General features: G+C 62.2%; 13 protein-coding genes and 1 pseudogene. 11 read left to right on the top strand and 3 right to left on the bottom strand.

Annotated features, from left to right (window positions below; genetic code table 11):
* Positions 1-2: 2 nt before the first annotated feature.
* The 11 genes from secY (at position 3) to dsbD (ending at position 9323) form a co-directional block, all read left to right on the top strand.
* Complete coding sequence (secY, locus tag THIX_RS20550) at positions 3-1322, top strand: preprotein translocase subunit SecY (protein ID WP_112487704.1); 1320 nt, start codon at positions 3-5, stop codon at positions 1320-1322.
* 14 nt (positions 1323-1336) lie between these two features.
* Complete coding sequence (gene infA / locus THIX_RS20545) at positions 1337-1555, top strand: translation initiation factor IF-1 (RefSeq protein ID WP_031408885.1); 219 nt, start codon at positions 1337-1339, stop codon at positions 1553-1555.
* Between the two features lie 13 nt (positions 1556-1568).
* Complete coding sequence (gene rpmJ / locus THIX_RS20540; protein ID WP_081858059.1) at positions 1569-1682, top strand: 50S ribosomal protein L36; 114 nt, start codon at positions 1569-1571, stop codon at positions 1680-1682.
* Between the two features lie 27 nt (positions 1683-1709).
* A complete protein-coding gene (gene rpsM, locus THIX_RS20535) occupies positions 1710-2075 on the top strand; it encodes a 30S ribosomal protein S13 (protein WP_112487703.1) in 366 nt (121 codons plus the stop codon).
* A gap of 18 nt (positions 2076-2093) precedes the next feature.
* Entirely contained in the window at positions 2094-2498 is a 405-nt protein-coding gene (rpsK, locus tag THIX_RS20530; protein WP_112487702.1) for a 30S ribosomal protein S11, read from the top strand.
* A 198-nt stretch (positions 2499-2696) separates the two neighbouring features.
* On the top strand, positions 2697-3320 hold the full coding sequence (rpsD, locus tag THIX_RS20525; RefSeq protein WP_112487701.1) for a 30S ribosomal protein S4: 624 nt from the start codon (positions 2697-2699) through the stop codon (positions 3318-3320).
* 150 nt (positions 3321-3470) lie between these two features.
* Entirely contained in the window at positions 3471-4463 is a 993-nt protein-coding gene (rpoA, locus tag THIX_RS20520; RefSeq protein WP_112487700.1) for a DNA-directed RNA polymerase subunit alpha, read from the top strand.
* Positions 4464-4612: 149 nt separating this feature from the next.
* Positions 4613-5008 carry a 50S ribosomal protein L17 gene (rplQ, locus tag THIX_RS20515; RefSeq protein ID WP_112487699.1) on the top strand — a complete coding sequence of 132 codons (396 nt, stop codon included), beginning with the start codon at positions 4613-4615 and terminating at the stop codon, positions 5006-5008.
* Positions 5009-5144: 136 nt separating this feature from the next.
* The gene (locus tag THIX_RS20510; protein ID WP_233224662.1) at positions 5145-6104 is read left to right on the top strand and encodes an ATP-binding cassette domain-containing protein; all 960 of its coding nucleotides are present in this window, start codon (positions 5145-5147) and stop codon (positions 6102-6104) included.
* A gap of 43 nt (positions 6105-6147) precedes the next feature.
* Positions 6148-6957 (top strand): ABC transporter permease, encoded by an 810-nt coding sequence (locus THIX_RS20505; protein WP_112488518.1) that lies wholly within the window; start codon positions 6148-6150, stop codon positions 6955-6957.
* A gap of 359 nt (positions 6958-7316) precedes the next feature.
* Positions 7317-9323, top strand: a complete 2007-nt coding sequence (gene dsbD, locus THIX_RS20500) for a protein-disulfide reductase DsbD (protein ID WP_112488517.1) — start codon at positions 7317-7319, stop codon at positions 9321-9323.
* A 570-nt stretch (positions 9324-9893) separates the two neighbouring features.
* Here dsbD and THIX_RS20490 read toward each other — a convergent pair.
* The 3 genes and pseudogenes from THIX_RS20490 to THIX_RS20480 form a co-directional block, all read right to left on the bottom strand.
* A pseudogene (locus THIX_RS20490) lies at positions 9894-10717 on the bottom strand (hypothetical protein); the annotation flags it as partial.
* Between the two features lie 18 nt (positions 10718-10735).
* Positions 10736-12061: a nitrate/nitrite transporter gene (locus tag THIX_RS20485; RefSeq protein ID WP_233224661.1), complete on the bottom strand. Its 1326-nt coding sequence runs from the start codon at positions 12059-12061 to the stop codon at positions 10736-10738.
* 62 nt (positions 12062-12123) lie between these two features.
* The gene (locus THIX_RS20480) at positions 12124-13509 is read right to left on the bottom strand and encodes an MFS transporter (RefSeq protein WP_112487697.1); all 1386 of its coding nucleotides are present in this window, start codon (positions 13507-13509) and stop codon (positions 12124-12126) included.
* Positions 13510-13646: the final 137 nt, after the last annotated feature.

Below are 13646 nucleotides of genomic sequence, written 5' to 3'. Positions count from 1 at the left end.
TCATGGCAACGCAATCCAGTGCTCTCGGCGGCGGAAAATATGGCGACTTGACCAAGCGCCTCATTTTTTTGCTGGGGGCTCTGATCGTGTTCCGCATTGGTGCCCACATTCCAGTGCCGGGGATCAATCCGCAGCAATTGCAACAGTTGTTCAATAACAATTCGGGCGGGATTCTCGGCTTATTCAATATGTTTTCCGGCGGCGCTCTTTCGCGCTTCACGGTCTTTGCGCTCGGGATCATGCCGTATATTTCGGCATCGATCATTATGCAGTTGCTCACCTATGTGATTCCATCCATGGAAGCACTGAAAAAAGAAGGCGAGGCGGGACGGCGGAAGATTACGCAGTACACGCGCTATTTCACACTGCTTTTGGCCATTTTCCAGTCGCTTGGAATTTCGGTGGCGCTCAGTGCAACGCAAGGGCTGGTTTTGGATCCGGGCCTCGGATTCAAGCTGACGGCAGTCGTTAGTTTGACAGCGGGAACAATGTTTCTGATGTGGTTGGGTGAGCAGATCACGGAGCGTGGTCTCGGTAATGGCATATCCATCATCATCTTTGCTGGCATTGCGTCTGGCCTGCCGACAGCCTTGGGCGGTCTGTTGGAGTTGGTGCGTACAGGCGCCATGAGCATTCTGGTTTCCATTTTTGTATTGGCGATTGTGATCGCCGTGACTTATTTCGTGGTGTTTGTCGAGCGGGGCCAGCGCAAAATTCTTGTCAATTATGCGCGTCGTCAGGTGGGGAATAAGGTCTATGGGGGCCAATCTTCTCACCTGCCTCTAAAGCTGAACATGTCTGGCGTGATTCCCCCAATTTTCGCCTCTTCGATTATCTTGCTGCCGGCCACGATCGTGAGTTGGTTTGGCTCGGGGCATGGCATGAGCTGGCTCAAGGATGCAGCCGCTTTGCTTTCTCCTGGCCAGCCTATTTATGTTGCGTTGTACGCGGGCGCAATCATTTTCTTCTGCTTCTTTTACACTGCTTTGGTATTCAATAGCCGTGAAACTGCAGACAATCTAAAAAAGAGTGGCGCTTTCATTCCTGGTATTCGCCCGGGAGAGCAAACGGCCCGTCATATTGACAAGATTCTGATGCGCCTGACATTGGCTGGCGCGCTTTACATCACGCTGGTTTGTTTGCTACCTGAGTTCCTGGTTTTGAAATACAATGTGCCTTTCAATTTTGGCGGCACGTCCCTGCTGATTATCGTGGTTGTGACCATGGATTTCATGGCCCAAGTGCAGGCTTATGCGATGTCGCATCAATACGATGCCTTGCTCAAGCGTGCGAATTTCAAAAGTGGCATGACCCTGCGCTGAGCCAACACCAATTTATGTCCAAGGACGATGCAATTCAGATGCAGGGCGAGATTCTCGAAAATCTCCCCAATGCCACCTTTAGAGTCAAGCTAGAGAATGGGCATGTAGTATTAGGCCATATTTCCGGAAAAATGCGCATGCATTACATCCGTATTTTACCGGGTGATAAAGTAACTGTTGAGCTAACACCCTACGATTTGACGCGAGCACGGATCGTATTCCGAGCAAAATAAACGAGGTTACATCATGAAAGTTAGTGCGTCCATTAAAAAAATGTGCAGAAACTGCAAGATCATCCGCCGCAAGGGTGTGGTGCGTGTGATCTGTACTGACCCGCGCCACAAGCAGCGTCAGGGTTGATCGGCCTAATCTGAATCGAGGAATCAAATGGCCCGTATTGCTGGTATCAACATTCCGCCGCATCAGCACGCCGAAATCGGCCTGACTGCGATCTATGGCATCGGCCGGACCACCGCTCGCAAAATCTGCGAAGCGGCTGGCCTTGCCTATTCGACCAAGGTGAAAGACATCACCGACGCTGAGCTTGAGAAGGTTCGCGAGCAGGTTGGTCAATACGTCATCGAGGGCGATCTGCGCCGCGAGATGTCGATCAACATCAAGCGTCTGATGGACTTGGGTTGCTACCGTGGCATGCGTCACCGTCGCGGCTTGCCGGTCCGTGGTCAGCGCACCCGCACCAATGCACGTACCCGCAAGGGCCCGCGCAAGGGTGGCGTTGCACTGAAAAAATAAGGACACAAGGACTAAGTCATGGCTAAAGCCCCCAATCAAGCTTCCGCACAGCGTGCGCGCAAGAAGGTTCGCAAGAATGTTGCGGACGGCATTGCGCATGTGCATGCCTCGTTCAACAACACCATCATCACCATCACCGACCGCCAGGGCAATGCCTTGTCGTGGGCATCCTCGGGTGGGCAGGGTTTCAAGGGCTCGCGCAAATCCACACCATTTGCCGCCCAGGTGGCTGCGGAGAATGCCGGCCGTCAGGCCATCGAGTGCGGCATCAAGCAACTCGAAGTTCGCATCAAGGGACCAGGCCCTGGCCGCGAATCGGCTGTGCGTGCGCTCAATGGCCTTGGCATCAAGGTCATTCAGATTGCCGACGTGACCCCGGTTCCGCATAACGGCTGCCGTCCGCCGAAGCGCCGCCGCATCTGATCGCCACCGCCACCTCATCTGACCCAGATCGCAGCCCACTGCGCCAAGTACGACCGTTTTTTGATGATCTTCGTCGTATCGCAACCGATCCATGTTTCATCTCCACGCGGTGTCCCACCGCAAAGCCCACTGCTTGAGCCCTCAGGGCTCAAGCTCCCGCAGCTGAGCGCTGCGGCAGTTGATCGAAAGGAATAGCAAGTGGCACGTTACCTCGGCCCCAAGGCCAAACTCTCCCGCCGTGAAGGCTCCGACCTCTTTCTGAAGAGCGCGCGCCGCGGCATTGAATCCAAGGCCAAGTTCGACACCAAGCCTGGCCAACATGGCCGCACCTCCGGCGCACGTCAGTCTGACTACGCCACCCAACTGCGTGAAAAGCAGAAGGTCAAGCGCATGTACGGTATGTTGGAAAAGCAATTTCACCGCACCTACGAAAAAGCGCTGGGTATGCGTGGCAACACGGGTGTCAACCTGCTGACGCTGCTGGAATCGCGCCTGGACACGGTGGTCTATCGCATGGGTTTCGCGTCCACTCGTGCCGAGGCGCGCCAACTGGTGGGTCACCGCAGCATCACGGTCGACGGTCAATTGCTGGACATTCCTTCGGCCCGCGTCATGCCCGGCCAGACGGTGGCGGTGCGCGAGAAGGCCAAGAAGCAGTTGCGCGTCGTGGACGCGTTGAAGCTGGCCGAAGGCAACGGTTTTCCCGCCTGGGTTTCGGTCGACACCAGCAAGATGGAAGCGGTGTTCAAGAAAACGCCGGACCGTGACGAGTTCGCCAGCGACATCAACGAGTCGCTGATCGTCGAGTTGTATTCACGTTAAGTCGTAATCCTCTGGGGCGGACCAAGCTGCTCGGCAGCCTGGTTTGCCCCGAAGTGCATCGGGAGCGATCGGCGCCCCTTCGTTTTTTGCTTTATCCCACAGCCATCAGCCTTATCCGCGTAACGAGCGGAGGGTCTTGAAAGGACATTCATGCAAACCGCTTTGCTTCGCCCCAAATCCATCCAAGTCGAGGCCCTGGGTCCTCTGCGCGCCAAGGTCACGCTCGAGCCTTTCGAGCGCGGTTATGGCCATACCCTTGGCAACGCCCTGCGGCGTGTGCTGTTGTCTTCTCTGGTTGGTTATGCACCGACCGAGGTGAGCATCAACGGCGTGCTGCACGAGTACTCCGTGGTCGATGGCTTGCAGGAAGATGTGATCGCCGTGCTGCTCAACCTCAAGGGCGTGGTGTTCAAGCTGCATAACCGCGACGAGGTCACGCTGTCATTGCGCAAGGAAGGGGAGGGCGTGGTGACCGCCGCCGACATCCAGACGCCGCATGACGTGGAAATCGTCAACCCCGAGCATGTGATTGCACGCTTGTCCCAACAGGGCAAGCTGGACATGCAGATCAAGGTCGAGAAGGGCCGCGGTTATGTGCCGGGCAACCTGCGTCGCTATGCCGACGAAGGTGGCAAGACCATCGGCCGCATCGTGCTCGACGCCTCGTTCTCGCCGGTCCGCCGCGTGAGCTATGCCGTGGAAAACGCACGCGTCGAACAGCGTACCGATCTGGACAAGCTGGTGATGGAAATCGAGACCAACGGTTCGACCAGCGCAGAAGAAGCCATTCGCACTTCGGCTCGTATTTTGGTCGAGCAACTGTCGGTGTTCGCCAGCCTGGAAGGCGCGGAGAAATCGCTGGAGTCCGGCGGTTCCGCCAGCGCCCAGCAGTTCGACCCCATCCTGCTGCGCCCGGTGGACGACCTGGAACTCACGGTGCGTTCGGCCAACTGCCTCAAGGCCGAGAACATCTATTACATCGGCGACCTGATTCAGCGCAGCGAAACCGAGCTGCTCAAGACTCCCAATCTGGGACGCAAGTCGCTCAACGAAATCAAGGAAGTGCTGGCTGCGCGCGGCCTCACCCTGGGCATGAAGCTGGAGAGCTGGCCACCCGCAGAACTGGAAAATCGCGCCAACTGATTCGGCGCGATGGCCACCGGGACGGATTTTGCGGTCCGGTCCCTTTTTATTTTTACCGCAGTTCCGCCCGACCATCGGGTGTGAGGCTGCAACGTGCAAAGCCAGTACCTGATCCGGCTGGCTCATCAACATAACGAAAGGAAAGCACCATGCGTCACGGACACGGTCTGCGCAAACTCAACCGCACCTCCAGCCATCGGCTGGCAATGCTGCGCAATATGGCGAACTCGCTCATCGCCCACGAAGCCATCAAAACGACGCTGCCCAAGGCCAAGGAATTGCGCCGCGTCGTCGAGCCCCTCATCACCCTGGGCAAAAAGCCGACGCTTGCGAATCGCCGCCTGGCGTTCGACCGTCTGCGCGACCGCGATTCCGTGGTCAAGCTGTTCGGCGAACTCGGCGAGCGCTACAAGACCCGTCCGGGCGGCTACACCCGCATCCTGAAGTTCGGCAATCGCGTGGGCGACAACGCCCCCATGGCTTATGTCGAACTGGTGGACCGTCCCGACGCTGACGTGGCTGCCGACGCCAAGGCCGCCGAGTAATCCCGGCCAGCCCCGTCAGCGCGACGCCTGTTCCGGCGTCATCTGGCTCACAAACCCGGCCTCGGTCTTGCTGCAAGACCCAGCCGGGTTTGTCGTTCGTGGGGCAGCCTCTCGTCAGACCCGCAAAGTTTTCGCCATGCCAGCGAACGCCACGATGCCCTCAGCAAATCTGCTTGATGCCCAAGCGCCCCTGCTCGCGGTGCAAGACCTGCACAAGCGCTACGCCGGACAGGACGTGGTTCGCCAGCTGAGCTTCAGCATTCGCCCCGGAGAGTGTTACGGCATCATCGGCCCGAACGGCGCGGGTAAGACCACCACCATCCGCCTCTGCCTGGGTTTGGCCGCGCCCGACGGTGGCAGCGTGCGGCTGATGGGCCATGCCGTCCCGCGCGACTCCCGCCTGGCACGCATGCGGGTGGGCGTGGTGACGCAGTACGACAGCCTCGACCCCGATTTCACGGTGGAGGAAAACCTGGTCATCTACGGCCGCTACTTCGGCCTGAGCGATGCCGCCATGCGCGCGCGCATCGATAGCCTGCTGGAGTTCGCTGCGCTGCAGGGCAAGGCAGGCGCCCGCATCGCCGAGTTGTCCGGTGGCATGAAGCGGCGCCTGAGCCTGGCGCGCGCGCTGATTCACGATCCCGACATCGTCTTCCTCGACGAGCCCACCACCGGCCTCGATCCACAGGCGCGCCATCTCATCTGGGACCGGCTCAAGCGCCTGGTGGCGCAGGGCAAGTCCATTCTGCTGACCACCCACTTCATGGACGAAGCCGAGCGTCTGTGCCAGCGCCTGCTGGTGCTGGATCATGGCCGCAAATTGGACGAGGACGCACCGCTGGCACTCATCGCACGGCATGTGGAGCCCGAGGTGATCGAGATGTACGGCTTGCGCGTCGACGAAGCCGAGGCGCTGGTGGCGCCGCATGCCCAGCGCCTGGAGCGCAGCGGTGATACCTTGTTCGCCTACGCCCGCGACGCCGCCCCCGTGCTGGCTGCCGTGCAGGGTCTTGCCGACGGCTTGCGCGTGCTGCACCGCTCGGCCAATCTGGAAGACGTCTTCCTCAAGCTCACCGGGAGGCAATTGCGCGATTGAAGCGCGGCTGAACACCCCAAATTCGCCCATGTACGATCCATCCATGTCCGTCGCCACCACGCCGCCGCCGCAAGCCGCTGCTGCGCTGCCCGCCATGCCGCGCTGGCGCTTTTGGCCCGTGTGGCGGCGCAATGCGCTGGTGTGGCGCAAGCTGGCGCTGCCCAGCTTGCTCGGCAATATCGCCGAGCCGCTGCTGACGCTGGCTGCGTTCGGCTGGGGCGTGGGTTCGCTGGTCGGCAGCGTCGACGGCGTGCCCTACATCCTGTTCCTCGCCTCCGGCACCGTGAGCATGAGCGTGATGAATTCCGCCAGCTTCGAAGCGCTGTATTCCGCCTTCTCGCGCATGCATGTGCAAAAAACCTGGGACGCCATCCTGCTCACCCCCACCACACTCGACGACGTGCTGCTGGGCGAGTTGCTGTGGGCCGCGACCAAGGCGCTGATGAGCGGTGTGGCCTTGGTCGTGGTGGTGGCGCTGCTTGGTATCAGCCGCCAGCCCACCTTGCTGCTCGTGCTGCCGCTACTGGCCCTGGTGGGCATGATGTTTTCGGCGCTCGGACTCATCGTCAACGCGCTGGCGAAGTCGTACGACTTTTTCACCTACTACTTCACCCTCGTGCTGACACCGATGACCTTTCTCTCCGGCATCTTCTTCCCCTTGAGCGCCATGCCGTTGTGGTTGCAGCGGGTGGCCGAGGTCTTGCCGCTGCAAGCGGCGGTGCAACTGGTGCGGCCGCTGTTTTTCGGCCACTTCGATACGCGGGCCGGGTTGCATCTGGCCATTCTGCTGGCCTACCTGCTGGGGGGTTGGTTGCTGGCGCGCTGGCTGACCCAGCGCCGCTTCGCGGCTTGAGCGCGATCAACAACCCGCCAGCGCCCCTCTCCCAGGGGTGATGAGACAACATCGGGTGGCCGGGCGTTTCGTCATCACCCCTGGGGGCCCTGCGGAATCTGTTGTCAGGATTGGCGGTTTAGTCCGACCTGTACGCATCGACCGCCGAATCCGACATGGACCTATGGCCAGACCCGATGTGACCATATCACTTTAGGCTTATATTTAAAGATTGACCCGCATCGCCACCGCCACGGCACCGTGCGCATCCGGATGCGGCCCCGACGCCAGGAGACTTCTTGATGACCCCCGTTTCACCCACTGCTGCAACCGGCCAGCCTTGCGTGCCCCATCACGTCTTGCACAAGCTGTTCGCCGCCATGCTGGCGCTGGCTGCAGCCTTGTTGTTCGGTGCGCTGCCGGTCGCCCAGGCGCAGCAAGGAAAATTCCTGCCACCGGACCAGGCTTTTCATGTTTCCGCCGTGGTGCAAGGTCCGAAAACGCTGCTGCTGACCTTCGACATCGCCAAGGGTTATTACCTCTACCAGGAACGCTTCCACTTCGAGCCGCAGACCCCCGGCGTCACCCTGGGCAAGCCCGACTACCCGCCGGCGCACAAAAAGTTCGACGTCAATCTCGGCCATGTGGTGTTCCATTACCGCAACCAGGTGATCGTGCCGCTGCCGGTGCTGGCGGCTCCGGCCAGCTTCAAGCTGCAGGTCACCTACCAGGGCTGCTCGGACGAAGGCCTGTGCTATCCGCCCATCGACAAGATCGCCACCGTCAGCCTGCAGGGCTTTGGCGGCCAGGGCACGGTCAGCCTCGCCGAGGCGGACGGAGAGGGCGGCGGCACCAGCGCGGGCAGCTCGTCGGTCAGCGGTTTGATCGGCAGCCTGCTGGGCAACAAGACGAGCACGGCATCGGGCGCCGCCGCAGCCAGTGCTGCTGCGGCGCCTGCATCACCCCTGGCGCCAGCCACAACACCTGCCTCCTCGGCCGCCGCGGTGCCCGCAACGTCTGCGACTCAGGCGGCCAGCGCGCCAGCGGCAGGCTCGGCCAACCAAGCCACCTCATCTTCGGGCGCAGCTTCCATCGGCGGTGAATCCTCCCGCATTGGCGCCGCGCTGGTTTCGGGCAGCCTGCTGGCCATCGTGCCCATGTTCCTGCTGTTCGGCCTGCTGCTCGCGTTCACGCCCTGCGTGCTGCCGATGATTCCCATCCTCTCCAGCATCATTGTCGGGCATGGCGAGAAAGTGTCGCACCTGCACGGGCTGGCGCTGGCGGCGGTGTACTCGCTGGGCATGGCGCTGGTCTACACCGCCTTCGGCGTGGCTGCCGGGCTGCTTGGGCAGGGCCTGGCGGCCACGCTGCAGAACCCGTGGGTGCTGTCGGTCTTCGCGCTGCTGCTGGTGGTGCTGTCGCTGTCCATGTTCGGTTTCTACGAACTGCAAATCCCAGCCAGCTGGCAAAGCAGGCTATCGGCCACATCAGGCAAGCTGCATGGCGGCCATTTCGCCGGGGTCTTCGTCATGGGCTGCATTTCCGCGCTGATCGTCGGGCCTTGCGTGGCCGCCCCGCTGGCCGGCGCGCTGCTCTACATCAGCCAAACCGGCAATGCCGTGATCGGCGGCATCGCCCTGTTTTCGCTGGCGGCCGGAATGAGCGTGCCCCTGCTGCTGGCAGGCTGGAGCGCAGGCGCGCTGCTGCCCAAGGCCGGGGGCTGGATGGAGGGCGTGAAATATTTCTTCGGCGTGCTGCTCATCGCGACCGCCTTGTACATGATCACCCCGGTGCTGCCCGGCTGGCTGCTGATGCTGGCCTGGGCCGCGCTGCTGCTGGTGAGCGCCACGTTCCTGCGCGTGTTCGACCGCCTGCCCGACGCCGCCTCGGGCTGGACGCGTCTCTTCAAAGGCTTGGGCGTGGTGCTGGCCCTGGCCGGGGCGGTGCTCGTCGTCGGTTTAGCCGCCGGGAGCCGCAACATCCTGCAACCGCTGGCCGGGCTGGGCGGGGGCGTCTCCAACGCCGTCGCCACGGCTCCGGCCGCGCAGTTCCAGCGCGTCAAGAACGTGGCTGAACTCGACCAGATCGTCGCCAGCAGCACCAAGCCCGTGATGCTCGACTTCTACGCCGACTGGTGCGTCTCCTGCAAGGAGATGGAACACTTCACGTTCACCGACCCCGCAGTCGCGCAGCAGATGGCCGGCATGACCCTGATTCAGGCGGATGTGACCGCCAACAACGCCGACGACAAAGCCCTGCTCAAACGCTTCCAACTCTTCGGCCCGCCGGGCATCATTTTCTTCAAGGCTGGCAAGGAAGTGGGACGTGTGGTGGGCTTCGAGGATGCCAAGACGTTTCTGGCGTCGATGCGGAGGGCGGGGGTTTGAAGAACACTTCGCGGTCGGAAAGGCTTGCGCCGGTCTGCCGTGCCGATGGCAACGAAGCACACCGCCTGCTCGTTGCCGTGCAGCGCAAACAGCTGGCGCAGCCCTGGAGTCTGCAGCGCTTGGCCGCTGACCAGGCCTGAACCAAAGCCGTCGAGCATGAGTGCTGAGCAGCATATTCTGCATGGCGCATCCCAAGGAAATCAGGCGTTCCCGCGTAGGAAGCTGAGGGTGTTCGTCCCGACGCATCGCGCACGATGGCGAGGGCGATGAAGGGCGCGCGGCAGGCCTTGTCGCGCGCCTCGCCGAGTTCCCATGCGCTGGCGGTCGGGTCGCGTGCATGCAGGGCATTGGCGAACTCTTCGCCCAGCGCAGCACGACTGGCTGCTGACACGACAACGAAACGTCATGGCAGGATTTGGCCATGATCGGGGGCAGCTGCGGCAGCCTGAAAATAGGGCCGGATCTGGGTCGCATCCGGACCTGGTGCGTGCAAGCGTTTCGGGGCGAGTTGCTGGCGGGTCTGGATCAGGGTCGCCGCGAGTTCGACAAAGACCGATCGCGGAACCGGAGCAGGCTGCCGTCCTGCAATCCCTTGACCACATCGTCTTTGGGCGCGAGGCCTGAAGCGGCGGCATCGCGCGCCAGGTGCAGCGGGCTGGTCTGCAGTTGCGGCGCCGAGGGCAGCCAGCCCATGCGCTCGGCGCGCACGTTGTAGTCGATCATGCTGCCGCCGAATGCCTTGGGATCGGCCAGTGGCGAAAGAATCTCATCGACTCCCAGCTTTTCGTCGCGCCACTGGTCGGTGTGGGCGTAGAAGAAGCTGGTGGAGTTCATCTGCCGCGGCGGCCGGCCCCAGTCGAGGGCGAAGGCCAGCGCGGCCCAGCCGGTTTGGGGGCGCAGCTTTTCCTGGCCGACGTAGTGCGAAATCGCTGGCGCGTACATACCGGTCAGCAGCGAGCACGCGACGACCACCGGCGATCTCGCGTTCATCCAGCCGCACCAGCAGCGGCATGTCTTGCGCGCCTGCCGCCGCAGCTTCATCAGCCGTCCGCGCACCGTCGGGTACTTCACGCGATTGGCCGAATACAGATACCAGCTTGCCGAGGCACCACGTCGGCAGCCGCGCGGCTCGTGGTCGGGCATGTCCGGGCGGGTGCGCGGGTAGTCGGTCTGCTGCGTGCCCAGGTGACGATGCCGCCCTTCGCATAGATCTTCCACGAGCAGGAACCCGTGCAGTTGACGCCGTGGGTCGAGCGCACGATCTTGTCGTGCTGCCAGCGGCCGCGGTAGGCGTCTTCCCAGGTACGGTCCTCGGTGGTGGTTTCGCCGTGGCCATCGGCGAATGCCCCGCGGGGCTGGGCGAAATGGGTCAGGCGGTCGAGAAAATGGCTCATGGCGGTCTCCGGCTTGTTTCAGTGCGCGACGCCCTTGCGCGTCAGATAGAGCAGCGCGGTAAAGGCCAGGCTAATCAGGGCCAGCGCCACGAAGATCACGTAGCCACGGGCGTAGCCGATCTGCCCCATCGATTGCGCGATGCCGCCGAGCAGGGGTGGCACGACGAAGCCGCCCAGCGCGCCCAGCCCCCCGACCCAGCCTGCCGTTCCGCCCACGGCGTTGGGGACGTAGAGCGGCACGAGCTTGAAGACCGCCGCGTTGTTCACGCCCATTCCGGCGCCGACGAGCAGTTCACCCAGGACCGTGATCGCGAAGCGATCCGACATGGTCATGATGATCGCACCCACCAGCAGCACGAACAATGAGGCGGCCGCGACGATCTCGCCCCCGAAACGGTCCGACCAGCTGCCTCCGGGCACCCGGATCAGGGATGCGAACAACGAGAACCCCGCGGTCAGGCCGATCGCCACGACATGCGGGGTTTGATAAAAGGTCAGCCAGAAATTCGGCAGCCACGCAGTCAGTGCCAGGAAGCCGCCGAAGGTGGTGAAGTAGAGAACCACCAGGGGCCAGGTGCGCCAGCTCACGGCGGAGTCCTTCAAGGTGCGGAGCACATTCTCGGCCGGGAAGAGTTCCTGGCCATGTTGTGTCGCGATCCTCTTCGCTTCTGCGGGGGCCACGCCATGATGACGCAGCTGGAAATATGGCGCATTGAATCCGATGACGAAGTACAGGATGATGCCGCCTACGACAATGACGAGGGAGACGAGGTAGCCCATCCACAGTCCTCCCGTCGCAATGATCAGGGGAAGGATGATGGCGACCAGCCCGGGCGAGGTATTGCCCAAGCCCGCATACACGGCAAGGGCACGCCCCTGTCGGGCCTTTGGATACCAATACGAAACTTGCCCGATCCCCACGGAAAATGTCGCGATGCCACAACCGCCCAGCGCGCCGAAGAACAGCAGCCAGGGATAGGCCGCCTGGGTCAAATGCTTCGGATAGAGGGTCAGGAGCATCCAGTACAGCCCTGTGATTCCGACGACGGAGACGATCAACAGGATCAGAAGGGGAAGCTTGCCTCCATTCCGGTCGACCCAGGCCCCGAAGGGAATGCGCAGGAGCGAACCCGTGAGCATGGGGATCGCGACCAGGAAACCCACTTCTCTCGGCGTGAGTTGCATCACCTTGATGAAACCTTGCGCCGTCGGGCCGAAAAGAGAAACGGCACCGAAACCGATGAAAAAACCGATCGTTGCACCGATCAGGGCCTTTCCCGGGCTGCCCTTGAGGGAAACCGAGGCGGGGGTGTTTGTAGCCATTTTTTTCTCCTTGCTTTTCATTTCGGATGAACTCTTGATGCGAGGTGCGCGTTGGAAGACCCGGTCTTTTCCTCAAAGCCAGTTCAGCAAGGCATCGGGGCATTCCTGCGGCTGTACTGCCGCCAAGTCACCAGCACGCACGCCACGTAGAAGACGATGAATGCATACAGCGCCATCTGCGGGCCGCCAGCCAGCGAAATCGAGGAGCCGTAGCTCTTGGGAATGAAAAAGGCGCCATACGCGGCGATGGCCGAGGAAAAGCCGATCACCGCGGCGGTCTCCATGTCGGCCTCGCTCGCAGCCTGCTCCTGCGCCGCTGGCCCCTGGCGGGCTGCAGCGCGCTTGCGGTCGACCAGAACGATGACGGGAATCATGCGGAAGGTCGATCCGTTGCCGATGCCGCTGCTGGCAAACAGCACCATGAAGGCGGTGAGAAAGCCGTAGAAGTCCCCACCCTGCCTACCGTGGGGCAGGCAAGCCAGCACCGCCAACACGTCCAGTGTCATCAGGAGGAAAATCCAGAAGGTCACGCGGGCGCCGCCCAGTTTGTCGGCCAGCCAGCCGCCGACCGGGCGGGTCAGCACGCCGATGAGCGGCCCCAGCCAGGCGTAGTCCAGCGCGTCGACCGCGGGAAATTGTGACGTGATCAGCAGCGGCAGCCCGGCGGAGTAGCCGATGAAGGAGCCGAAGGTGCCGGTGTAGAGCAGGCTCATCAACCAGGTGTGCTTGCGCCTGAAAATCACCGCCCGGTCGGCGAACGAGGCCTTGGCTTGCGCCAGATCATGCATGCCGAACCAGGCCGCCAGCGTCGAGACGATGATGAGCGGCACCCAGATGAATCCGGCGTTCTGCAGCCAGAGCTGGATGGTCTGGCCGTTGTTTTGCACAGCCGTCTGCGGATTTCCGCCCAGCGCGCCGAATACGCCTGCCGTGATCGCCAGCGGCACAACGCATTGCACGAGGGACACGCCGAGGGCGCCAAAACCTGCGTTCAACCCCAGCGCCAACCGCTTTCGCGCTTTCGGGAAAAAGTAGTGGATGTTGGCCATCGACGAAGCGAAATTGGCGCCGCCGAGGCCGCTGAGCAGCGCCAGGATGACGAAAATCGCATAGGACGTCTCAGGATTTTGTGCCGCCCAGTGGATGCCGAGCGTGGGCAGCAGCGACGCGGTGGAAAGGGTCGTCCAGTGCCGCCCGCCGAAAATCGGCACCATGAAAGCGTAGACAATGCGCAGCGTCGCGCCGAACAGTCCGGGCAGCGCGGCCAGCCAGAACAGTTGGTTGGTGGAGAACTGGAACCCGATCGCCGGCAGTTTCACGACGATCACCGACCACACCATCCATACCGCAAAAGCCAGGGCAAGCGCCAGGATCGAGATCCACAGGTTGCGCTGGGCGATGCCGCGTCCCTGGCGCTGCCAGAATGCGGCGTCCTCCGGGTTCCAATGCTGGATGGTGTGACTGGACATGGCGACACCCCTGCGGGATCAGTGGCGAAGATCGGCCGCAGTCGCGCTGTGCGTCGACCCGGGGCTCACCGCGAACGTCCGGCTGCCGGCGATCAGTGCCGCCCGGGCCCGGTGTTCACGGTGTTGTGCGTCGGCGT

It is taken from the genome of Thiomonas sp. X19 (genome assembly GCF_900089495.1).
Taxonomy (GTDB): domain Bacteria; phylum Pseudomonadota; class Gammaproteobacteria; order Burkholderiales; family Burkholderiaceae_C; genus Thiomonas_A.
This window is presented reverse-complemented; position numbering and strand designations above follow the sequence as displayed.